The sequence below is a fragment of the Planotetraspora kaengkrachanensis genome (genome assembly GCF_016862895.1).
GTDB lineage: Bacteria > Actinomycetota > Actinomycetes > Streptosporangiales > Streptosporangiaceae > Planotetraspora > Planotetraspora kaengkrachanensis.
In genome coordinates this window covers 76,047-97,064 of the sequence record NZ_BONV01000037.1, presented here as the reverse complement: position 1 = coordinate 97,064, position 21,018 = coordinate 76,047, and the positions used below count along the sequence as shown (strand labels likewise).

The 21,018-nt window shown below is 70.5% G+C and carries 20 protein-coding genes; 10 read left to right on the top strand and 10 right to left on the bottom strand.

The window, feature by feature from the left end; translation table 11 throughout:
- Window positions 1-8 precede the first annotated feature (8 nt).
- The 3 genes from Pka01_RS31665 to Pka01_RS31655 all read right to left on the bottom strand — a co-directional run bounded on the left by Pka01_RS31665 (window position 9) and on the right by Pka01_RS31655 (window position 3,861).
- Complete coding sequence (locus Pka01_RS31665) at window positions 9-1,235, bottom strand: acyl-CoA dehydrogenase family protein (protein ID WP_203886614.1); 1,227 nt, start codon at window positions 1,233-1,235, stop codon at window positions 9-11.
- Window positions 1,236-1,344: 109 nt separating this feature from the next.
- Entirely contained in the window at window positions 1,345-2,298 is a 954-nt protein-coding gene (locus Pka01_RS31660; protein WP_203886613.1) for a glucosyl-3-phosphoglycerate synthase, read from the bottom strand.
- Between the two features lie 93 nt (window positions 2,299-2,391).
- A complete protein-coding gene (locus tag Pka01_RS31655; protein ID WP_373318199.1) occupies window positions 2,392-3,861 on the bottom strand; it encodes a helix-turn-helix transcriptional regulator in 1,470 nt (489 codons plus the stop codon).
- 243 nt (window positions 3,862-4,104) lie between these two features.
- On the opposite strand from Pka01_RS31655, the gene aceA reads away from it, so the two are divergent.
- On the top strand, window positions 4,105-5,397 hold the full coding sequence (gene aceA, locus Pka01_RS31650) for an isocitrate lyase (protein WP_203886612.1): 1,293 nt from the start codon (window positions 4,105-4,107) through the stop codon (window positions 5,395-5,397).
- A 180-nt stretch (window positions 5,398-5,577) separates the two neighbouring features.
- Here the strand turns inward: aceA and Pka01_RS31645 are convergent, their stop codons facing one another.
- From Pka01_RS31645 to Pka01_RS31635, 3 genes are all read right to left on the bottom strand, one after another.
- Complete coding sequence (locus Pka01_RS31645) at window positions 5,578-6,381, bottom strand: ABC transporter ATP-binding protein (RefSeq protein ID WP_203886611.1); 804 nt, start codon at window positions 6,379-6,381, stop codon at window positions 5,578-5,580.
- 31 nt (window positions 6,382-6,412) lie between these two features.
- Entirely contained in the window at window positions 6,413-7,900 is a 1,488-nt protein-coding gene (locus tag Pka01_RS31640; RefSeq protein WP_203886610.1) for a serine/threonine-protein kinase, read from the bottom strand.
- A 174-nt stretch (window positions 7,901-8,074) separates the two neighbouring features.
- Window positions 8,075-9,055 (bottom strand): alpha/beta hydrolase, encoded by a 981-nt coding sequence (locus Pka01_RS31635; protein WP_203886609.1) that lies wholly within the window; start codon window positions 9,053-9,055, stop codon window positions 8,075-8,077.
- Window positions 9,056-9,308: 253 nt separating this feature from the next.
- Between Pka01_RS31635 and Pka01_RS31630 the strand changes: the two genes are divergently transcribed.
- From Pka01_RS31630 to Pka01_RS31615, 4 genes are read left to right on the top strand one after another with little or no spacing between them, the layout of a single operon-like run.
- Complete coding sequence (locus tag Pka01_RS31630; RefSeq protein ID WP_203886608.1) at window positions 9,309-9,557, top strand: hypothetical protein; 249 nt, start codon at window positions 9,309-9,311, stop codon at window positions 9,555-9,557.
- 54 nt (window positions 9,558-9,611) lie between these two features.
- Window positions 9,612-10,385: an ABC transporter permease gene (locus Pka01_RS31625; protein WP_203886607.1), complete on the top strand. Its 774-nt coding sequence runs from the start codon at window positions 9,612-9,614 to the stop codon at window positions 10,383-10,385.
- Window positions 10,378-11,166 carry an ABC transporter permease gene (locus Pka01_RS31620; protein ID WP_203886606.1) on the top strand — a complete coding sequence of 263 codons (789 nt, stop codon included), beginning with the start codon at window positions 10,378-10,380 and terminating at the stop codon, window positions 11,164-11,166. The genes Pka01_RS31625 and Pka01_RS31620 overlap by 8 nt, the downstream gene beginning before the upstream one ends.
- Window positions 11,167-11,967, top strand: coding sequence for an ABC transporter ATP-binding protein (locus tag Pka01_RS31615; protein WP_203886605.1), 801 nt, complete (start codon window positions 11,167-11,169; stop codon window positions 11,965-11,967).
- Here the strand turns inward: Pka01_RS31615 and Pka01_RS31610 are convergent.
- Window positions 11,897-12,367, bottom strand: a complete 471-nt coding sequence (locus Pka01_RS31610) for a hypothetical protein (protein ID WP_203886604.1) — start codon at window positions 12,365-12,367, stop codon at window positions 11,897-11,899. The two genes, Pka01_RS31615 and Pka01_RS31610, sit on opposite strands and share 71 nt — an antisense overlap.
- A 173-nt stretch (window positions 12,368-12,540) precedes the next feature.
- On the opposite strand from Pka01_RS31610, the gene Pka01_RS31605 reads away from it, so the two are divergent.
- Entirely contained in the window at window positions 12,541-13,974 is a 1,434-nt protein-coding gene (locus Pka01_RS31605) for a pyridoxal phosphate-dependent decarboxylase family protein (protein ID WP_203886603.1), read from the top strand.
- A gap of 48 nt (window positions 13,975-14,022) precedes the next feature.
- Here the strand turns inward: Pka01_RS31605 and folP are convergent, their stop codons facing one another.
- Entirely contained in the window at window positions 14,023-14,868 is an 846-nt protein-coding gene (folP, locus tag Pka01_RS31600) for a dihydropteroate synthase (protein WP_203886602.1), read from the bottom strand.
- Window positions 14,869-14,935: 67 nt separating this feature from the next.
- Window positions 14,936-15,805 carry a LysR family transcriptional regulator gene (locus Pka01_RS31595; RefSeq protein WP_203886601.1) on the bottom strand — a complete coding sequence of 290 codons (870 nt, stop codon included), beginning with the start codon at window positions 15,803-15,805 and terminating at the stop codon, window positions 14,936-14,938.
- Window positions 15,806-16,122: 317 nt separating this feature from the next.
- Here Pka01_RS31595 and Pka01_RS31590 point away from each other — a divergent pair, with 317 nt between their 5' ends.
- The 3 genes from Pka01_RS31590 to Pka01_RS31580 all read left to right on the top strand — a co-directional run bounded on the left by Pka01_RS31590 (window position 16,123) and on the right by Pka01_RS31580 (window position 19,453).
- The gene (locus tag Pka01_RS31590; protein ID WP_239115644.1) at window positions 16,123-17,631 is read left to right on the top strand and encodes an LCP family protein; all 1,509 of its coding nucleotides are present in this window, start codon (window positions 16,123-16,125) and stop codon (window positions 17,629-17,631) included.
- 172 nt (window positions 17,632-17,803) lie between these two features.
- Window positions 17,804-18,364: a P-loop nucleotide/nucleoside kinase family protein gene (locus Pka01_RS31585; protein ID WP_203886599.1), complete on the top strand. Its 561-nt coding sequence runs from the start codon at window positions 17,804-17,806 to the stop codon at window positions 18,362-18,364.
- 126 nt (window positions 18,365-18,490) lie between these two features.
- The gene (locus Pka01_RS31580; RefSeq protein WP_203886598.1) at window positions 18,491-19,453 is read left to right on the top strand and encodes a hypothetical protein; all 963 of its coding nucleotides are present in this window, start codon (window positions 18,491-18,493) and stop codon (window positions 19,451-19,453) included.
- Window positions 19,454-19,532: 79 nt separating this feature from the next.
- Here Pka01_RS31580 and rpsD read toward each other — a convergent pair whose 3' ends face one another.
- Complete coding sequence (gene rpsD, locus Pka01_RS31575; RefSeq protein WP_203886597.1) at window positions 19,533-20,147, bottom strand: 30S ribosomal protein S4; 615 nt, start codon at window positions 20,145-20,147, stop codon at window positions 19,533-19,535.
- Between the two features lie 77 nt (window positions 20,148-20,224).
- Between rpsD and Pka01_RS31570 the strand changes: the two genes are divergently transcribed.
- Window positions 20,225-20,998 carry a DUF2470 domain-containing protein gene (locus Pka01_RS31570; RefSeq protein WP_203886596.1) on the top strand — a complete coding sequence of 258 codons (774 nt, stop codon included), beginning with the start codon at window positions 20,225-20,227 and terminating at the stop codon, window positions 20,996-20,998.
- Window positions 20,999-21,018: the final 20 nt, after the last annotated feature.

Genomic DNA, 21,018 nt, shown 5'->3' with positions numbered 1-21,018 from the left:
AGGGGGTATTACCGGACGGGCAGGCCGGTGACGGCGCGGCCGATGATGAGACGCTGGATCTCCGACGTCCCCTCGAAGATCGTGAAGATCTTGCTGTCGCGGTGGAAGCGCTCCACCGGGTGCTCACGGGTGTAGCCGGCGCCGCCCAGGATCTGGATGGCCTGCTCGCTCACCCACACCGCCGTCTCGCTGGCGACGAGCTTGCTCATCGAGCCCTCGGCGTGGTCCAGCGGCCGCCCGTGCCTGGCCATCCACGCCGCCCGCCAGGTCATCAGCCGTGCCGCGTCGATCCGGGTGGCCATGTCCGCGAGGAGGAAGGCCACCGCCTGGTTCTCACCGATCTTCCGGCCGAACTGCTCACGCTCCCTGGCGTAGTCGCGGGCGTACTCGAAGGACGCCCGGGCCAATCCGACGGCCATGGCCGCGACGAGCGGCCGGGTCGACTCGAACGTGCGCATCGCGGCCTGCTCGCCGCTCTTGGCGCCGGCGCGGACCCTGGCCAGGCGGGCGTCCAGCTTCTCCTTGCCGCCGAGCAGGCACGAGCCGGGGACGCGCACGTGGTCCAGGACGACCTCGGCGGTGTGCGAGGCGCGGATGCCGTGTTTCTTGAACTTCTGCCCCTGGGACAGGCCGGGCGTGCCCGGCGGGACCACGAACGACGCCTGGCCGCGGGTGCCGAGCGACGGGTCGACCGAGGCGACGACCACGTGCACGTTGGCGATGCCTCCGTTGGTGACCCAGGTCTTGACGCCGTTCAGCTCCCATTCGTCGGCCGCCTCGTCGTAGACCGCGCGGGTGCGGATCGAGCCGATGTCGCTGCCCGCGTCGGGCTCGGACGCGCAGAAGGCGCCCAGCTTGATGTCGTCGACGGAGCCGAACATCTGGGGCAGCCACTCCCCCATCTGCTCGGGCGTGCCGTTCGAGGCGAGGGACGCGGCGGCGAGGCCGGTGCCGACGATGGACAGGCCGATGCCGGCGTCACCCCAGAACAGTTCCTCGAAGGTCGCCGGCAGGCCGAGCCCGGACTCCTCGAACCACTGCGCGGCGAAGAAGTCGAGGGAGTAGAGGCCGATCTTGGCCGCTTCCTGCAGGACCGGCCAGGGAGTCTCCTCCCGCTCGTCCCATTCCGCCCCGGCAGGACGGATGACGTCACGGGCGAACTCGCGCGCCCAGTCACGTACCTCGCGGACGTCGTCACTCAGCTCGGGGTAGAAGCCCGTGGTGTTGTCGGTCATCGAGTCCTGTCCATGGAAAGCCGAAAGCGGGATCAATGGAGAGGAATGCTACTCGCCAGTAACAGGCTCGGATAATTCACCCCCGGGTTAGGGAGTGTCCGACTGGGCGCTACAACCCTCTGCCTGCGTACTGCGGCACCGTGACCATCGGCGGGCGCTCGGCCACCGTGACGTCCCTGACAAGTGGATCGTGGCCGGACAGGCCCCGGCGGAACTGGGTCACCCGCGCCGACGGGACGTGTAAGGAAACGATCTTTCCCTGCCGTTCGAGGCGGGACCACGCGGTGTGCATGATCTGGCCCGCCATCCCGCCGAGCGCCTCGGTCGACTGATGGGAGTGCACCCGCCTGCCCAGGTCGACCTGGGCCAGCGCGTCCAGCCCGGCGAACTCGAGCATGTCGATCAGCAGGGCCAGTTCGACGCCGTACCCGCTCACGAAGGGCACCCGCTCCAGCGCGCTGCGCCGTCCGGCGTACTCACCCGAGAGCGGCTGGACGAAGCCGGCGAGCAACGGCCAGTGCAGGTTGAGCAGCGGCCGCGCGACGAGTTCGGTGACCCGCCCGCCCGCTCCCTGCACCCCCGACAGCGGCCTGTCGTAGCAGCCCTTCACGTACGCCACCGAGGGGTCGGCCAGGAGCGGCCCGAGTAACCCGGTCACGAACGAGGTGCGGAACTCCCGCAGGTCGGCGTCGACGAAGACGATGAGGTCGCCCGTCGTCACCGCGAGCGACTTCCACAGCGCCTCGCCCTTGCCGTCGAGGGGCTCCAGCTCGCACAGGATCTCGTCCTGCGCGAAGACCTTCGCCCCAGCCTGTACGGCCTGGGCCGCGGTGTCGTCGGTCGACCGGGAGTCGATGACGATGAGCTCGTCGACCAGGGGCACCGACTCGACGAGGTCGCGCCGGATCGCGCCGACGATCTCCCCCACCGTCTCCGCCTCGTCGCGCGCCGGGAGCACCACGCTGATCCGCGTGGCCCCCTTCGCCGCCATCAACGTGCTGACGGGCCAGTCGGCGGACGACGTGGTGCGGCTGCGCAGCCAGGATTCGACCTCAGGCAGCACGCATGATCCTCTCGTCGCCCTCTGAGTCCACGGCCATCACCCTACGGTGCGCCGGCCGGACCCCGGAGCCCCGGGGACCGGCCGAGAGGATGGTCAGGACGACGCATGGCGGTCGAGGAAGGCGTAGACGTCCGCCTCGTCGACGCCGGGGAACGAACCGGGCGGCAGCGCGGCCAGGATGTGCGAGTTGGCCAGGACCGAGGGCCAGGCGTACCCCTCCCACCGTTGCGCCAGATCAGCGGGCGGCCGGCGGCAACACTCGCCGTTCGGGCAGTTGGACTTGGTCCTGCTGGTCGTCTCCCTGCCGCGGAACCAGCGCGACTCCCGGTACGGCACGCCGAGCGTGATCGCGAAGTCCTTCTCCTGCGAAGGGTCGACGTGGGCCACACAGAAGTAGGTCCCGGTGGGGGTGTCCGAGTACTGGTAGTACAGCGAGAACCGGTCGGGCGACTGGAACACCTGCCGGCCGGACCACCGCAGGCAGAGCCGCTGGCCCTCGATCGCCCCCTGCTCGTCGGCGGGGAAGACGATCCCGTCGTTCTCGTAGGCCTTGTAGATGATGCCGCCCGCGTCGTTGCGCACGAAGTGGCACACGAGGTCGAGGTGACGGGTGGCGAGGTTGGTGAACCGGTGGGCCGCCATTTCGTAGGAGACCGCGAAGACGTCCCTGAGGTCCTCGACGGACAGCGCCTTGTCCTGCTTGGCCTCCAGCAGGTACGGCACGGCCGCCGTCTCCGGGACGAGGACGGCCGCCGCGAAGTAGTTCGCCTCGACCCGCTGGCGCAGGAAGTCGGCGAAGTCGCGGGGCTTGTGGTGCTGAAGCGCGAAGTGGCCGAGGGTCTGCAGCAGGATCGTCCGGGGCGTGTGCATGCCGAGTTGCTCGCGCTTGAGGTAGATCCGCCGGTTCCTGAGGTCGGTCACCGACCGGGCGGAGCGCGGCAGGTCCTGCGCCTGGTGGACGGTGAACCCGAAGTGCGAGACCAGCGCCTGGACGGTGCTCTCCGACAGCGCGCCCATCCGGTAGCCCACCGCCGCGAGGGCCTCGGCGGCCGCCTGCTCGATGTCCTCGAAGTAGTTGCCCAGCTCCCGCTGCTCGCGGCGCAGGTCGGCGTTGGCCGCCCGCGCCTCCTCCGGAGTGGCCGTGCCCTTCGCCTCACGCGCTTTGAGCTCGTCGAACAGGCCGAGAATGTGCTCCAGCACGTCGTTCGGCACCCGGGCGGAGACCTTGAGCCTGCTCAGCCCGAGGCTCGTGTAGAGCGGGTCGCGCTGGGCCTCCTCCAGGGCGATCTCCAGCTGGGCCCGCCGGTTGGGCGCCTGCCTGCGGAGCAGTTCCTCGACGGGGACGCCCAGCGCGGTGGCCAGGGCCTTCAGCAGCGACAGCTTCGGCTCGCGCTTGCCGTTCTCCAGGAGGGAGAGCTGGCTGGGCGCGCGCCCCACCCGCTCACCGAGCTCGGAGAGTGTGAGCCCACGTTGCCTGCGCAGGTGCTTCAGGCGTTGGCCGAAGGCCAGAAGGTCGAGCTCCTGCGTCAAAGACAGTGGTTCTTCACCCAGCAAGGACGGCATGGCTCGATCCTAAGCGGAATTTCCTCCTTTCTTCCAGCCTCTCGCACACCCCCGCGCTCAGATTGGTCTAGTCCATAGGAGAAGATTGACGATTCTTCCCTACAAAATACCGGCCGGTATTCGAATCTAAGAAAATTTCCCGGTTCTTTCACGACATCTCGCCTTGTTGACCTCCGATGCCGGGAACAAACTCGAAATAAGCACCCAGGTGACGGCACAGCACGCAACGAGGGAGTGACGGACATGACGGACCGCATCGCCGCTGAGGCCGAGCAACTACGCCATGAATGGGAGACCGACCCCCGCTGGAAGGACGTGGAGCGCACCTACACGGCCGAGGACGTGGTCCGGCTCCGCGGCTCCGTGCAGGAGGAGCACACCCTCGCCCGGCTCGGCGCCGACCGGCTCTGGCGCCTGCTCAACTCGGAGGAGTACGTCCACTCCCTCGGCGCGCTGACCGGGAACCAGGCGGTCCAGCAGGTGAAGGCCGGCCTGAAGGCCATCTACCTGTCCGGCTGGCAGGTCGCCGCCGACGCCAACCTCGGCGGGCAGACGTACCCCGACCAGAGCCTCTACCCCGCCAACTCGGTTCCCGCCGTGGTCCGGCGCATCAACAACGCACTCCTGCGCGCCGACCAGATCACCTGGTCGGAGGGCGAGGACGACGCCCCGCACTGGCTGGCGCCCATCGTGGCCGACGCCGAGGCCGGCTTCGGCGGCGTTCTCAACGCGTTCGAGCTGATGAAGGGCATGATCGCCGCCGGTGCGGCGGGCGTGCACTGGGAGGACCAGCTCGCCTCGGAGAAGAAGTGCGGCCACCTGGGCGGCAAGGTGCTGATCCCGACCGGCCAGCACATCAAGACCCTCAACGCGGCCCGCCTCGCGGCCGACGTCTGCGGAGTCTCCACGCTGGTCATCGCGCGGACCGACGCCCAGGCCGCGACGCTGATCACCAGCGACGTCGATCCCCGCGACCGCCTGTTCGCGACCGGCGAGCGCACGGCCGAGGGGTTCTACCGGGTCCGCAACGGCGTGGACGCCTGCATCGCCCGCGGCCTGGCCTACGCGCCCTACTCCGACCTGCTGTGGATGGAGACCTCCACGCCGGATCTCGACGTGGCACGCGAGTTCGCCGAGGCGATCAAGGCGCAGCACCCGGACCAGATGCTCGCCTACAACTGCTCGCCGTCGTTCAACTGGAAGAAGCACCTCGACGACTCCACGATCGCCAAGTTCCAGCGCGAGCTCGGCCACATGGGGTACAAGTTCCAGTTCATCACCCTCGCCGGCTTCCACTCGCTGAACTACTCGATGTTCGACCTCGCCCGCGGCTATGCCGAGGACGGCATGACCGCATACGTCGGGCTTCAGGAGGCCGAGTTCGCCGCCGAGGGGCGCGGCTACACCGCCACCCGCCACCAGCGCGAGGTCGGCACCGGATACTTCGACCTGGTCAGCACGGCCATCGCGCCGGACTCCTCGACCACCGCCCTCAAGGGCTCCACCGAGGAGGAGCAGTTCGCCGAGGCCCACTGATCACTGATCGATCGGGCACAGTGATCAATGAGGCTCACTGACCCCGGCGACGGCACTGCCGGTCGGAAACCCAGGCCCCGTCACGGAGCCGCAGGTCACCCCTCGGGATCTGACGGCCACCGGCGGGGCCTGATCCTTGAGCGAACGCGCCCGCCGGGGGCCGGCCCCGCGTGACGCGCGTCAGGCCCGGGTGGCCCGCGCGTACCACCGGCCGTCGACCGAGTCGAGCCGGAGTGGCCGGCCGAAGCAGTCCGACAGGGCGGGACCGGTGAGGACCTCCCCCACCGGGCCCGCCGCGAGCACGCGGGTGTCCTTCATCAGCAACGCGTGGGTGGTGGTGGCGGGCACCTCCTCCAGGTGATGCGTGACCAGCACGGTCGTCAGCCCGTCACGCGTGCTCGCGAGATCCTCCAGCGCCTCGATCAGGTCCTCCCGCGCGGGCAGGTCGAGTCCCGCGAACGGCTCGTCGAGAAGCAGGATCGCCGGATCCGCCATCAGCGCCCTGGCCACCCGGATCCGCGCCTTCTCCCCCTGTGAGCAGACCAGAAAGGGGCGGTCGGCAAGCTCCTTGCAGCCGAGATCGGCGAGCATCCGGTGGGCCCGCTCCCGCTCGGCGTCGCCGTACCGGTCCCACAGCGGCGCGCTCGTCCCGGTGTGCCCCGTGAGGACGACCGTCAGCGCCGTCGCGGCCTCCTCCTCGAGCAGTGCCTCGTCGACCAGCCGCTGACTTGCCGCCACCAGCCCGATGTCCCGCCGCAGTTCCCGCAGGTCGGTCCGGCCGAGCCGCCGCCCCAGGACCGTGGCGCTGCCCGAGCTCGGGTGCCGTACGGCCGCGGCCACCGAGAGCATCGTCGTCTTGCCCGCGCCGTTGGGTCCGAGGAGGACCCAGTGCTGCCCGTGATCCACCCTCCAGTTCACCTCGGACACCAGGGTGCGGCCGACCACGCGGACGGTCATGTCGTTCAGTTCGAGCGCTGCCTGCATGCGCCCAAGGATGCACCACGCCCGCGACCGGTCAGCCTGCCGGGGGGACGAGACTCGGGCTCGGGGACGGACTCGGCTCCGGGCTGGGCACGGGCGAGGGGCTCGGCTGGGGCGAGACGCCGCTGTCGTCGGGCGACGGCTGGGGGCCGGCGGGAGACGGCGGCGCCGGCGTCGGGGGTTGCGACGGTTGCGACGGCACGCAGTCCTTCGGCCGGCCCGCCCGGACGAAGCACGGGTCCACCGGCGGGAGCGGCGGCAACGGCGCCTCCACCCGCACGATGGGAGGGGACGCCGTCGCGGTGACGGTCGTACGGATGATCGGGCTGAGGCCGGTCGCCGACGGACTCGGAGGCGGCGGCGTCTGCTGGGGAATCGACACGCCCTCGTCTCCCGGCATCACCACTGGGGCGGGGGGTGGCGGCTCGGTGCCCCCTCTGAGGCGCGCCACCCCGGACCCGGTCGCCACCACGGTCATCGCGGCGATCGTGACCGTCGCCAGGGCCGCGAACCCCGCGTGGGTGACGTGGCCGCCCGCCCTGCGGCGCGACGTCCTGCCGGCCGGCCGCTCGGCCGTGTCCTCCTCGTCGTCCTCCGGGTACGGCACCGGCTGCCAGATCTCCGCCATGATGCGGCCGACGGCGTCGCGGACGTCCCCCGGCATGGCGATCCCACCCACCGCGAGCAGCGCCGACAGCAGTTCCCCGGCGTCGGGGCGCTCGGCGGGCTCCTTGCGCAGCGACGCGGAGACGCTGTCCCACAGCAGCCTCGGCACACCCGCGATGCGCGGTTCCTCCACCAGGATCCGCCGGCTGACGACGTCGAGCTCCCCTGTGCCGAACGGATGGAGGCCGGTGGCGGCGAAGGCGACGAGACAGCCCCACGAGAAGACGTCCGATGCCGGGATGGCGGGGCCGCCGGTCAGCCGCTCGGGGGCGACCCAGCCGGGGCTGCCCATGATCTGGCCGGCCTGGGTGTGGGCGGTGGCGGCGTCCACGTCGCGGGCGATTCCGAAGTCGATGACGTAGGGGCCGCGCGGAGACAGCAGCACGTTCGCCGGCTTGAGGTCACGGTGGACCAGCCCCGCCTCATGGGTGGCGAGCAGGGCGGCCGCCGCACCGAGCGCCACGCCGTAGGCGAGATCGGGGGTGAGCGGACCGCCGTCGACGACCACCTGGGAGAGCGAGGGCCCTGGGATGTACTCGGTGACGAGGTAGGGCCGGCCGTTGTCGAAGCCGTCCTCGATCGCGGTGGCGGTGTGGAAGGGCACCACGCGCCGGGAGAACTCGGCCTCCTCGGCGAACCTCGCGCGGAGCGTGGGATCGGACAGGTGCATCGAGTGCGGGGTCTTCACCGCCGCCAGGCCGCCCTCGGGCCGCTCGGCCAGGTAGACCACGCCCATGCCGCCACTGCCGAGACGGCCGAGAAGCAGGTACCGTCCGATGATCACCGGATCGCCCACCGTCAGCGGCCGCACGCCCCGGGGCATGCCGTTCTGGGGGCCGTTTCCGCCACGCGCCATCCGGAAGCTGCCTCTCTCACGGAAGTACCGCACAGCACACTGTGCTCTCTTGGAACGCGCCAGGGGCGGTACTGACCGGAAGCGGCATGCGAGGTAAGGCCAATGACACCTTTAGGTAAGGGGAATTCGGGAAACCGCAGGTCACAAGCGTCCCATTGGTTACAAATACCTACATCAGGCGGCTTCCTGCCCGGATCGCGCGGACCGCGCCTCGACCGCTCCGATGAAACGGGAGATGTGCTGGAAGACCAGGCGCGCCTCGGGGACGACGTCGGCGAGGATCGCGAAGACGTGGGGCATGCGGTTCCACTCTTCGTAGGTGACCGGGACGCCGTTCTCCCGTGCGCTGAGCGCGACCCGGCGGCCGTCGTCGCGCAGGATCTCCGTGGAACCCGTCACGATCATGAGCGGGGGGATGCCGGTGTAGTCGCCGAACACGGGAGAGACCAGGGGGTCGCGGCAGTCGAGGCCGTCGGTCCAGCGTCTGGCCAGCCAGTCCACGCGGCCCGCGGGCAGCAGGGGGTCGGCCCAGCAGTTGACCCGCCGGCGCACGTCGCTGAGGTCGGTCCAGGGCGACATGCAGATCGCGGCGGCGGGCAGCGGGCGCCCCTGGTCACGCAGGGAGAGCAGGGTGGCGAGGGCCAGATGGCCGCCGGCCGAGTCGCCGGCGAACAGGATGTCCCCGGGGGCGTGCCCCCGGTCGAGCAGCGACTGGTAGGCCTCGAGGGCGTCGGTCAGAGAGTGGGCGAGCGTGTGGATGGGTCCCTGCCGGTAGTCGATCGCCAGCACCGGCCGCTTGGCGACCGCCGACAGCCTCCAGGTGATCGGGCGGTGCGTGGCGGCGGAGCAGATGAAATAGGCGCCGCCGTGAAAGTACAGAAGCACCTTGCTCTCGTCGACGTCGTCCCCACCCCGGACCCATTCGCCCGCGCAGGACTCGAATCGCTCCTGCCGTATCGTGACGTGCTTGGGGAGGATCCCGGGAACCCGCTCACCGAGACAGATCAACCGGCTGGCGACTGCCATGCCGGTCGTGTTGCGGAGGAGGATGGTGGAGATCGGTTTCATCGTGCCGCGCAGTACCCCGTTGAGCGCCGCCGCCTGCCAGCTGACCGGATATTCCGGATTAATGTCCGCGTCGATCTCATCCGCCATGCAAACCTCCCAAAAGGGACATACCCGGCTAGGCAATCGTTCTACCGGTTGGTACGTTTCTCCTGCCTTACAGAGTGGTTACAGAGCGGTAACGTTCACAGTCCGAGGATCCCCCCGATATGAGCGAATATGCCGGAGTCCCCCTGACGAGGAAGCTCGGAATCAAGCCGGGCATCTCGTCCGGCTCATCGGAACCCCGCCCGATCCTCCGGACCTGGGCATAGAGGGCGCCGACGGCCCCGGGCCGTACGACGTGACCCTGCTGTTCTGCCGCGACGAGGCGGCGCTGGCCCGGTGGTTCCCGGGGGCCCTGGACACGCTCGCCCGCGACGGCGGGCTCTGGGTGTGCTGGCCGAAGAAGTCGAGCGGGGTCGCGACCGACCTGTCCGACGACAGGGTCAGGGCCTACGGCCTCGGCCAGGGACTGGTCGACAACAAGGTCTGCGCCGTCGACGCCGTCTGGTCGGGGCTGCGTTTCGTCTATCGCCTGGCCGACCGTTGACTTAGGATCATCGCGTTCCCCCGGCCTTGGAGGTGCCCGCTCTTCACCCTCTATGTGCGGCTGATCGGCTACGGCTTCCGCAGGCACGCGACCTACTGGGCCGCCGCGGCGGCCGGCGCGTTCACCAACACCGTCTTCGGCGTCCTGCGCGCGTACGTCCTGATCGCCCTCTGGCAGGCGCGGCCCGGCCTCGGCGGATACGAGGTCGTCGACGCGGTCACCTTCTGCTTCCTCACCCAGGCCTACATCGGGCCGATGCAGGTCTTCGGCGGAGGGCTGGACCTCCCCCAGCGGATCCGCACCGGGGACGTCGCCCTCGATCTCGTGCGTCCAGCGTCGCTTCAGCTCTGGTGTCTTTCCGAGGACCTCGGGCGGGCCGCCTACCTCTTCGTCGCCCGCAGCGTCCCGCCCGCTCTGGTCGGCGCCCTGCTGTTCGGCATCGTGCTCCCCGCGGGCCCGGCCACCTGGGCCGCGTTCATGGTCAGCTTCGTCCTCGGCGTCGTCGTCAGCTTCGGCTGGCGCTACCTGGTCGCGCTCGCCACCTGCTGGGTGATCGACGACCGCGGGCTCTCCGTCCTGTCGACGATCCTGACCACGTTCTTCAGCGGCCTCATGCTGCCACTGGTGATCTTCCCCGGCTGGCTGGGCACGCTCGCGCGGTCGCTGCCCTGGGCGGCCATGGTCCAGGTGCCCGCCGACGTGTACCTCGGGAAGACCTCGGTCGCCGGCGCCCTCGCCTTCCAGACGTTCTGGGCCGCCGCCCTGCTCGGCGCGGGCGCCCTGGCCACGGCCGCCGCCCGCCGCAAGGTGGTGATCCAGGGTGGTTAGGACGTACCTGCTGCTGGTGTGGGCCTGGACCCGCGCCGCCGCCCAGTACCCCGTGTCCTTCGCGCTCATGACCGTCGGGGGCTTCGTCATCAGCGGCCTCGACGTCGCCGTGATCTGGGTGATCTTCACCAACACCACCAGCCTCGGGGGCTTCGACCTCGGCGAGGTCATGTTCCTGTACGGCACGGCCGGCCTTTCCTTCGCCCTCGCCGACCTGCTGTTCAGCAACGTCGACCGGATCAGCCAGCACATCAGGGCCGGCACGTTCGACGTCATGCTCATCCGGCCGGTGAGCCCGTTCGTGCAGGTCGCGACCGAGCGGTTCGTGCCGCACCGGATCGGCCGGGTGATCCAGGCCGCCGCGGTCCTCGCCATCGCGCTGAACCGCGTCGACGTCCCCCTGGAACGCGGCTGGATGATCCCCGTCATGGTCGCGTCCGGCACGGTGATCTTCACGGCGCTCTGGGCGCTGGGCGGCGCGGCCCAGTTCCTGCTCACCGACGCCCCCGAGGTGGCGAACGCCTTCACCTACGGAGGCGCGACCCTCACGCATTACCCCCTCAGCGTCTACGGGGGCGAACTCGTCCGCGGCGTCACCTACGTGCTGCCGCTGGCGTTCGTGAACTGGCAGCCGGGGCTCTACGTGCTCGGCCGGGACGACCCGTTCGGCCTGCCGTACTGGCTGCGTTTCCTCTCTCCGGCCGCCGCCGCCGCGATCGCGCTCGCCGCGTTCCTCGCGTGGCGCGCCGGCGTCCGCCGCTACCGATCGACGGGGAGCTAGATGATCGAGGTCGACCGCCTAGGGCGGACGTTCAAGGTGCGAGGGACGGTCGTGCACGCCGTGCGGGACCTGTCCTTCGCCGTGGAGGCCGGGGAGTTCGTCGGCTGCCTGGGCCCGAACGGGGCGGGGAAGTCAACGACGATCAAGATGCTCACGGGCATCCTCGCGCCCACCTCCGGCAGGCTGCGGGTGGCCGGGCTGGACCCCTCACGCCGCCGTATGGCTCTCGCGCGCATGATCGGCGTGGTGTTCGGCCAGCGGACGACGTTGTGGTGGGACCTGCCGCTCAAGGACAGCTTCGAACTGGTCCGGCTCCTTTACAAAGTAGATCGCCGGGTGTTCCGCAGGAGGCTGGACGAGTTGTGCTCGCTCCTCGAACTCGGGGACTTCCTCGCCACTCCGGTGCGCCAGCTCAGCCTCGGGCAGCGGATGCGGGGCGACATCGCCGCGGCGCTGCTCCACGACCCGCCGATCCTGGTCCTCGACGAGCCGACCATCGGGCTGGACGTGGTCAGCAAGGCCGGGGTGCGCGACTTCCTGCGGCGGCTCAACGCCGAGCACGGCACGACGATCCTGCTCACCACCCACGACCTGGGCGACATCGAGCAACTGTGCCGCAGAGTGATGCTCATCGACCACGGGCGGCTGGCCTTCGACGGGACCGTCGCCGGACTCCGGGCCGTCGTGCCGGGCGAGGCCTCGATCGAGGAGGCCGTCACCCACCTCTACCTCAGTAGCCGACGTTCTCCTCGTACTCATCCTCATCGTCCCGCACCGGACCCGCCCAGCGTGACGGCATGAGAACGGGGACGAACAGGGCCACGCCGAGCATGCCCAGAATGCCGGTGGACAGCAGGGCCAGCATGCCCCGGCCGGCCTCCGCGACCTCCGCCTGGACGGAGGAGCCCGTCGGGGCGAGCCCGGTGGCCCGGGTGACGTCGAGGACGTAGACCACGGTCCAGGCCAGCAAAACGAGGGAGGGGACGAACGCGGCCAGCGGCGAGACCCTGGTGACGAGCACGAGGGCGACCAGGAGGCCGACCAGCGCCATCACTCCGATGGCGGTCAGCATGCGCCAGTCCCTGGACGGATCGAGGTTCAGGGCCGCGCCCCGGATCACCTCCTGAGACGCCCACCCGGCGCCGAGGAGAACGGCCGCGGTCACGACGACACCCAGCAGCAACCCGAAGAAGTGCCGCAATGCACACCACCTAGTCAGAGGTTCGCGGCAACCATAGCGACAAAGCGCAATAAAGAGCACCCCACTTGAGGAGTTAGGTCAGACTGGTTCCAACCGGAGTCCTCCGAAGGAACCGGGCCCTTCGCCGGGTCAGGCCACTCCCGTTAGCATCCTCGTGACGCGAGGAGATCGACATGCTTCCCGAGCACGGCAGGACCGCGCAGGACCTGCTCGCCGAACTGTCCGGACTGAAGGCCGCCGATCTTCCGGTCCGCGGCGGCAAGGTGACGGCGTACGTCTACGACACGGGACGGCCGGAGGTCCACGAGACCGCCCACCGCGCATACGCCGAGATGCTCGAGGTCAACATGCTCGACCCGACGGCGTTCCCCAGCATGGTGGCGATCGAGAAGCAGGTCGTCGGCGCGGTCGCCGAACTCCTCGGACGGCCGGGCGCCCCCGGGATCTTCACGAGCGGCGGCACCGAGTCGATCATGCTGGCGGTGAAGGCCGCCCGCGACCACGGCCCGGGCGGCGGGGAGATCGTCCTGCCGGTCACCGCCCATCCCGCGTTCCACAAGGCGGCCCACTACCTCGGCCTGGACGTGGTGCCCGTACCGGTGGACCCGGTCACCTTCACGGTCTCCCCCGCGGCGGTCGAGGCGGCCCTCACCGCCAGGACCGTGCTGGTGGTGGCGTCGGCGCCGTCCTACCCCCAGGGCGTGATCGACCCGGTCGAGGAGGTCGCCGCCCTGGCCTCGGCGAAGGGGGTGCTGTGCCACGTGGACGCCTGTGTGGGCGGCTGGCTGCTCCCCTGGCTCCGGGAGGCGGGAGCCGCCGTGCCGCCGTTCGACCTGAGCGTCCCCGGCGTGACGTCGATCTCGTGCGACCTGCACAAGTTCGGCTACGCGCCCAAGGGCGCCTCGGTGCTGCTGTTCCGGGACGCCGCGCTGCGGAGGAAGGCGTACTTCGCCTCTGCGGCGTGGCCGGGGTACACGATCATCAACGCGACCGTGCAGAGCTCCCGGTCGGCCGGTCCGCTCGGCGGCGCGTGGGGGACGCTTCAGGCCCTCGGGGCCGAGGGCTATCGGGAGCTGGGCCGTACGACCCTGGAGGCGACCCGCCGGCTCGTCAAGGGCGTGGCGGCGATCCCGGGCCTGCGCGTGCTGGGCGAGCCGGAGTCGTCGCTGGTCGCGATCGCGGGCTCGGACGAGGTCGACGTCTTCGTGGTCGCCGACGAGGCCAGGCGACTCGGCTGGTTCCTGCAACCGCAACTGTCGTACGCGGGGATCCCCGCCAATCTCCACATCACCGTCACCGGGGTCACCCTCGCCGGCGTGGACGCCCTGCTCGAGGTGATCGCCGCCGCGGCCGGGGCCGCGCGGGCAAGGGGCCCGGCCGTGGTCCCCGACGGTCTTCCCGAGCTGATCGCCGGGCTCGACCTCGACGCCCTCGACGATGCGACGTTCGCCGAGCTCGCCGCGTCCGTCGGCGTCGACCTGCGGGGGTCGGGTTCCGGCGACGCCGCGCAGCCGGAGATGGCCGTGGTGAACGCGGTCCTCGACGCGCTGCCTGCCGCGACCCGCGAGGCGGTCCTGGTCCGCTTCCTGTCGGTCATGTACTCCTGACGCACCGCCGGGAGGCGTCCTGACGCACCGCCGGCGAGCGGGCCTGCCTCACGCGTCCCTGAGCCGCTCCACCGCGGCGAGTGCGGCGCGGGCGCCGGCGGCGTCGTGGACGCGGAAGACCCGTGCTCCCTGCACGGCCGAGACCGCGAGGGTCGCCAGCGTCCCCTCGTGCCGCCGCTCGACGGGCAACCCGCCGAGGGCCTCCCCGACGAAGTCCTTGTTGGACACGGCCACCAGCACCGGCCAGCCCGTTGCGACCAGTTCTCCCAGCCGCCGGGAGACCTCGAGCGAGTGCCAGGTGTTCTTGCCGAAGTCGTGGGCCGGGTCGATGAGCACCGCGTCCCGGCGGACTCCCACGGAGACCGCCCGCTCGGCCAGGGCCGTGGTGTAGCCGATGACGTCGGCCACCACGTCGGCGTAGCCGATCCGGTGCGGCCGGGTCCGCGGCTCCACCCGCCCCGCGTGGGCGCACACCAGCCCGACGCCGTACGCGCCCGCGACCTCGGCCAGCCCGGGGTCCACCCCGCCCCAGGTGTCGTTCAACAGGTCGGCGCCGGCGTCCGCGACCACCTTGGCCACCTCGGACCGCCAGGTGTCGACGCTGATGATCACGTCGGGATGGCGGGCTCGGACGGCCGCGACCACACCGGCGACCCGGTCGATCTCCTCCGCCGGGCCGACCACGTCGCCGGGGCCGGCCTTCACCCCGCCGATGTCGACGATGTCGGCCCCCTCGTCGATCAGCCGCGTGGCCGCGTCCACAGCGGCCGTGAAGCCGAACGTCGCGCCCTTGTCATAGAAGGAATCGGGCGTCCGGTTGACGACGGCCATGACGGCGAAGTCGCCCGGCCCGAACGTGCGGCCCCGAAGACGCAGAGCAGAGGGATTAGACATCGTGGCCACACTACTCGGCGCCGACCGCGAGCCCGATGGTGGAACGGTCCAACACTGCGCCCGCCGATCAGGCGGCCGAACCGCCCTCGGCCATGGTCAGGAAGTCCTGCGCCACCGCGGTCAGCCGCTTGCGGACGTGGACCACGGCGATGATCTTCTTGAGCTGGGGATCGAGGGATCGGACCACCAGCCCCGTCCGGGCCGCCTGGTCCGCCATGCCGCGGTACCACAACAGGGACGCCTTGCCGTCCCGGACCGCGCGCAGCCAGCCGCCGCGCTCGTCCGACTCCACCGCGGGGATGGGGCGGACGCCGTAGGTCGCGAAGATGTGGTCGAACTCCCGCCGCCGGGGGCTTCCCGGCGCCGGCAGGACCAGCCGAAGTCCGTTCAACCGGGTCAGCGGGACCGGGTCGGGCAGGTCGGCGCCGGGCGGCGAGATCAGCACGATCTCCTGGCGTTCGACCGGATGGCTGACGAGGTCGGTCGGCACCGGGAGATCGGTCAGGCCGAGATCGGCGCGCTGCTCGCGCACGGCGCTCACCACGGCGTCGCGCCCCTCGCATCGCACGATGTGCACCCGGACGTCCGGATGCTCGGCCACGTACGCGGGGAGCAGGCGACCGGCGAGGCCGGGCTCCAGGCTGGGGGTCGAGGCGACCCGGAGTTCCGAGCCCGACGACGGGGTGTTCGTCGCCAGCGCCTCGATCTCATGGACGGCGTCGAGCGCCTCACGCGCGAGCTTGACGACGCGGCGGCCCTGCGCCGTCACCACCACACCCCTGCCCGAGCGCGCGAAGAGCGTCATTCCGAGCTCCCGCTCGAGGTCCCGAATCGCCCGGGAAAGAGCGGGCTGCGCGATGTAAAGCGATCTTGCGGCATCGGTCATGGTGCGGTGCTCCGCGGTGGCGACCACATAACGGAGCTGCTGCAGATTCATACGAAAAACGCTAGGGCAGACGAGCCCGGCGATTCCGGAACATCGCAGAGATCACCTCGGACGATTACGCATTGTGCCCGGTTACCGCTACATCCGTGACGGGTGAGAAAACAGTGACATTTGGCGTACATTCACCGCACTTGGGCGGGGTGTCGGCGGACAGCCCGGCCGAAGACCCAGGCGTCGTCGGCTTCTTGCTGAAACACAGGAAACGGCTTCTTTTCGATAACTATCGAGAGGAATGAAGAATAACGCCGGACTTGTCCGAATTTATGGCTACAATCCCGTGCCAAGCTTTTACGGGAGGGGAGCCAGTGGTGAGTCAGGCCTCACGGGGGACGGCTGACAAGACCGGAGGCGAGCAGGGACCACGTCCCACCGGCGGAGGACCGCGCTTCGTCCGCCCGGTGACGACCGGATCCCTGATCGGGTGGACGGCTCTGTCCGCGGTGATCCCCGGGGCGGCGCATCTGAGAGCGGGCAAGCGGAAGACGGGGTTCGTCCTGCTCGCCGTCTTCGGCGCCGCGCTCGCCGGCCTCGTGGTCTTCGGCCTGCAGCTCACCCAGAACGCGGGCGTCGTGGTCAGGAACAGCACCCTCAACGCCATCATGGTCGGCGCGGCGGTGTGCGCGCTCGCCTGGTTCGCGCTGATCCTGTTCTCGTTCATGGCGCTTCGTCCCAGTCGTCTTCCCCGGGGCGGCCAGGTCGTGGCGGGCATCATGGTCGGCGTCCTGTGCATCGCGGTGATGGCCCCGTTCGGCTTCACCGCCAGCACGGTCAAGACCGCGAACGACCTTCTCGACGCCGTCACCGCGCCCGATGTCGGCTCATCAGGCGTGACCGCCTCGCCCGTCCGGGCCGAGGACCCGTGGAACGGGCGCAAGCGGGTGAACTTCCTGCTGCTCGGCGGTGACGCGGCGGGCAACAGGATCGGCGTAAGGACCGACTCCATGACCGTGGCGAGCGTCGACATCGCCAGCGGCAACACCGTTTTGATCAGCCTCCCGCGCAACCTGCAGTACGTGCGCTTCCCCCCGTCGAGCCCGCTGCACAAGCAGTTCCCCAACGGGTTCGACGCCGAGGGCCAGGGCCTGCTCAACTCGGTCTGGTACTACGCGGACAACAACCCCCAGATCATGGGCGGGAAGAACCGCGGCGCCCAGGCGCTGCGCGACGCGATCGGCTACACGCTCGGACTGCACATCGACTACTACGCGATCGTCGACATGTTCGGCTTCGCGGCGCTGATCGACGCCGTCGGCGGCCTGAAGATCCGGGTCGAGCGCGACATCAAGTGGGGCGGGCACTACGGCACGGCGGGCACGATCAAGGCGGGCTACCGGCAGCTCGACGGCGAGCAGGTGCTCTGGTACGGCCGGTCCCGCGTTGACAGCGACGACTACTCCCGGATGGCCCGCCAGCGCTGCGTGATCGGGGCGATGGCGCAGCAGATCACTCCGGCCACCTTCCTCGCCAACTTCACCAAGATCGCCGCGGCCGCGCGGCACATGTTCCGCACCGACATCCCGCGCGACCTGCTGGAGCACCTGGTCCCCCTCGGCCTGAAGGTGAAGGCCGCCAAGATCACCAGCCTCCAGTTCGTCCCCCCGCTGATCTACACCGGCGATCCGGACTGGAAGAAGATCCGCACCCTCACCACTCAGGCGATCAAGGATTCGATGGCGGACACGGAGACCGTCGCCGCCGACGCGACCTCGGGCGCGACCCCCGACCCGACCAAGACGAAGGACAAGCCCAAGGCGCACTCGACGCCCACGTCCAACAAGGACGCGGCCAAGAGCCTCGACGACTTGTGCGGCTTCTAGGCCGGTCACCAGGCGGCCCGCTCCGGTCTGGCGGGCCGCTCCGATCTGGCGGGCCGCTCCGGTCAGGCGCCTCCCGGCCCGCGGTTCCAGGCAGCCGGCTTGCAGGCCGATGAGCGGGCGTCCCGCCCCGGCGGGGCACCATGACAGGGGCGGACGCGATCGGGGAGGTGTGATGGCGGCACCGGTGTGGGTCGTGTCGGGGCCGCCCGGCTCGGGCAAGTCGACGGTCTGCTCGATCCTCCTGCGCCTCCTCCGTCCCGTGCCCGCGCTGCTGGACAAGGACACCGTCTACGGCGGATTCGTCGCGGCCACACTCGCGGCCGGCGGCCGGCCGCAGGGCGAGCGCGAAGGCGCGTGGTACGACGAGCACATCAAGCGGCATGAGTACGCCGGGCTGACCGCGACCGCTCGGGAGATCCGATCGCACGACTGCCCGGTCATGCTCAGCGGGCCCTTCACCGCCCAGGTCCACGACTCCGCCCGATGGCGCGAATGGGCGGCGGAACTCGGCGGCCCCGACATTCATCTCCTCTGGATCAGGTCCGACGGTGCCACCCTGCGCGAGCGCCTGGAAAGGCGGGGCTCGCCCAGGGACGCGGGCAAGCTCGAGCGGTTCGCGGAATACCTGAGGGCGATCCGGGTGGACGAACCGCCCGCCGTGCCGTACATCGAGGTCGACAACCGGCTCGGCGCACCGCCCCTCGAGGACCGGCTTCGCGCCCTGACGCCCTGACGCGGCGCCGGTCCGCGTTCAGATGCGCCGCGGCCGGCGCAGGCGTGACGAACGGCGAGCCCCACTGCCCCGAACCTTCTCCCGGTGACCGGCGTCAAATGGTCCAGGAATCATGGAGGGGGCAAGATGAGGGAATTCCTGCGGCCGCTGGCCGTCACGGGGGCGGCCGCCGCGTTGATCGCGGCCTGCTCGTCGGCGCCTGTGTCTGGAACGGTCCACCGCCCGGCGGACACCGGCGGCGCCGCCGAGACGCCGCAGCCGCCGGCGAAGGGCGCGGCCTATGTACGGCACGGCGAGGACGGCACGAAGCAGATCGTCTGGGATCGGCCGGACGGGAAGCCGCGGGTGGAGACCCTCGCGGACGGCCGGCCCCTCACGCAGGTGGCGGTGTCGCCGGACGGCAGCAGGGCGGCCTGGATCCTCGACGGGGAGCTGCATGTCACCCACTACTTCGGCGCGGGCCGCGATGTCGAGGACCGGGTCGTCGCCTCGGACGCGGGCATCGCACCCTGCGAGACGCCCGTCTTCTCGCCGGACTCGGCGACGGTCGCCTATTCGGTCAGGTCGGACTCGGGCGAGCCCGCCGTCGCGACCGTGGCCGTCGACGGGACGGGAGGACGGGTCGTCGGACCGAGCGAGGGGATCTGTCACCTCGCGTGGTCCGGCGATGGCCGCTTCCTGGCCGGCTACGCGGGGACGACGGAGGGGGTCTACCTGCTCGACACCACGACGGGGGCCGCGCACAGGGCCGCTGGAATCGAGCTCGCCAAGCACGTCCAGAGCCTGTCACCCGACGGCGGCCGGGTCGTCGTCCACCGGATCGGCCCCGAGGACCCGGGCGGCGACGGCGCCTGGCCGCCCGGGTTCCCCCCGACGATCGTCGACACCAGGACAGGGAAGAAGGTCGCCATCCCGGTCGGCGGCACGCTGATCGGGGCCATGTATCTCCACGACGGCCGTCTCGCGGTCCGTGTCAAGGGATCGGCGCACAACACCATCGTCATCGTGGGGACGGACGGCGCGGTCGAGCGGCGGACCGGTGAGCCCGTGAGGTTCAAGGACGACAGTCTCGTCACCGTCCTCGGCTGACCCGCCGCCGGCCCGGGGAGCGTCCGGTGAATCGACCGCCCGTCCACGCGCGGCAGGCGGTCGCTTCACCGGACACGTCCTAGCGCGAGTAGTGCTCGACGACGAGCTGCTCGTCGACGGGAAGCACGATGTTCTCGCGGACGGGGCGTTCGACCAGCGTGAACCGCAACTCCTTGTGGTCCACCGAGAGGTAAGGCGCGATGCGGTCGTCGGCGTAGACGCCCTCCGAGGCGGCGACGAACGGCTGCATCGCGCGGGACCGGGCCCGGACGGCCACGACCTGACCCGGCTTGACGAGGTAGCTCGGGATGTCGACCTTGCGGCCGTCGACCGTGATGTGGCCGTGGTTGATGTACTGCCGGGCGGCGTAGATGGACGGGGCGAGCCCGGCGCGCAGCACGAGCGAGGCGAGCCTGGTCTCGAGGATGACCAGCAGCTCCTCCCCGGACCGGCCCGGCCGGCGCACCGCCAGGTCCCAGTAGCGGCGCAGCTGCTTCTCCGAGACGTCGTAGTACCAGCGCAGCTTCTGCTTCTCCAGCAGCCGCATCCCGTAGTCGCCGGTGGTGCGCCGGTTGGTCTTGCGGCCGTGTTCTCCAGGCGGGTACGGCCGGGCCTCGAAGTACTTGACCGCCTTGCGGGTCAACGGAACGCCCGCCCGGCGCGACAACCGCACCTTCGGCCCTGTGTAACGCATGTACTCGCCTTCCCAAGTTAGGTAATCCTTACTAAGGTAAGACTAACCTAATCGTCTCACGGCACTCGAGGAGAGTCATGCAGCACCCCGTCGCGGCGGCCCCGATCCCCGAGCGGGTCAGGACCCTCGCCGCCATGGCCGCTCCGACCCACGTGTCCATCGCGGAGGCCGGCCTCCCCGCCTGCCCGGCCCGCGGGGGCGTCGACGCGCAGGGCAGGCCCGTGCTGCTGCTCAAACCCGGCGAGGCCCTGTACGGCTCCGCCTCGGAGACCGTGGTGACCGTCGATCTCATGGCCACGCGTGTCGTGGCGGGCGGGGAGAAGGCGCGCGGCCTGCTGAAGGTGCGGGGATGGACCCAGTCCGTACCTGACGACGAACTCCGCGAAACCGCGATCGCGATCGCCGAGGCCTGCCCGGACGAGGACCTGTTCGCGGCGCTGGAGGACGGCCCTCCCCGGCTCGTGCGCGTCGACGTGGCCCACGTCGTCTACCTGACCGGACAGGAGTCCGGACTGCTCGACGCCGACGACTACCTGGACGCCCGGCCCGACCCCTTCCTGCACGCCGCCGAGCGGATGATCAGGCACATCAACGAGGCCCACCGGGACCAACTGGCCCTGGCGACCGCCGTTCTGATGGGAGAGCCCGCGGCCGACGCCTGGCTCTGGGAGCTCGACCGTTACGGCGCCACGATCAAGTCGGCCGCACCCGGGGCGGAGTCATCCGGAGCGGGTGAGGACCGGTTCATCCGCCTCCCCTGGCCGATTCCCGCGGCCAGCCCGCAGGCCCTCGAGTACGCCCTGCGCTGCCTGCTGTTCCCGCGTCCGCACGATCACGCGCGGGGCCGCTGAGACGGTCCGCCGCTCACCGC

Excerpts from the sequence above, each read along its gene's own strand:
- Pka01_RS31665 (WP_203886614.1), bottom strand. The coding sequence starts at position 1,235 with ATGACCGACAACACCACGGGCTTCTACCCCGAGCTGAGTGACGACGTC.
- Pka01_RS31655 (WP_373318199.1), bottom strand. The coding sequence starts at position 3,861 with ATGCCGTCCTTGCTGGGTGAAGAACCACTGTCTTTGACGCAGGAGCTC.
- aceA (WP_203886612.1), top strand. The coding sequence starts at position 4,105 with ATGACGGACCGCATCGCCGCTGAGGCCGAGCAACTACGCCATGAATGG.
- Pka01_RS31645 (WP_203886611.1), bottom strand. The coding sequence starts at position 6,381 with ATGCAGGCAGCGCTCGAACTGAACGACATGACCGTCCGCGTGGTCGGC.
- Pka01_RS31640 (WP_203886610.1), bottom strand. The coding sequence starts at position 7,900 with ATGGCGCGTGGCGGAAACGGCCCCCAGAACGGCATGCCCCGGGGCGTG.
- Pka01_RS31635 (WP_203886609.1), bottom strand. The coding sequence starts at position 9,055 with ATGGCGGATGAGATCGACGCGGACATTAATCCGGAATATCCGGTCAGC.
- Pka01_RS31615 (WP_203886605.1), top strand. The coding sequence starts at position 11,167 with ATGATCGAGGTCGACCGCCTAGGGCGGACGTTCAAGGTGCGAGGGACG.
- Pka01_RS31605 (WP_203886603.1), top strand. The coding sequence starts at position 12,541 with ATGCTTCCCGAGCACGGCAGGACCGCGCAGGACCTGCTCGCCGAACTG.
- folP (WP_203886602.1), bottom strand. The coding sequence starts at position 14,868 with ATGTCTAATCCCTCTGCTCTGCGTCTTCGGGGCCGCACGTTCGGGCCG.
- Pka01_RS31595 (WP_203886601.1), bottom strand. The coding sequence starts at position 15,805 with ATGAATCTGCAGCAGCTCCGTTATGTGGTCGCCACCGCGGAGCACCGC.
- Pka01_RS31585 (WP_203886599.1), top strand. The coding sequence starts at position 17,804 with ATGGCGGCACCGGTGTGGGTCGTGTCGGGGCCGCCCGGCTCGGGCAAG.
- Pka01_RS31580 (WP_203886598.1), top strand. The coding sequence starts at position 18,491 with ATGAGGGAATTCCTGCGGCCGCTGGCCGTCACGGGGGCGGCCGCCGCG.
- rpsD (WP_203886597.1), bottom strand. The coding sequence starts at position 20,147 with ATGCGTTACACAGGGCCGAAGGTGCGGTTGTCGCGCCGGGCGGGCGTT.
- Pka01_RS31570 (WP_203886596.1), top strand. The coding sequence starts at position 20,225 with ATGCAGCACCCCGTCGCGGCGGCCCCGATCCCCGAGCGGGTCAGGACC.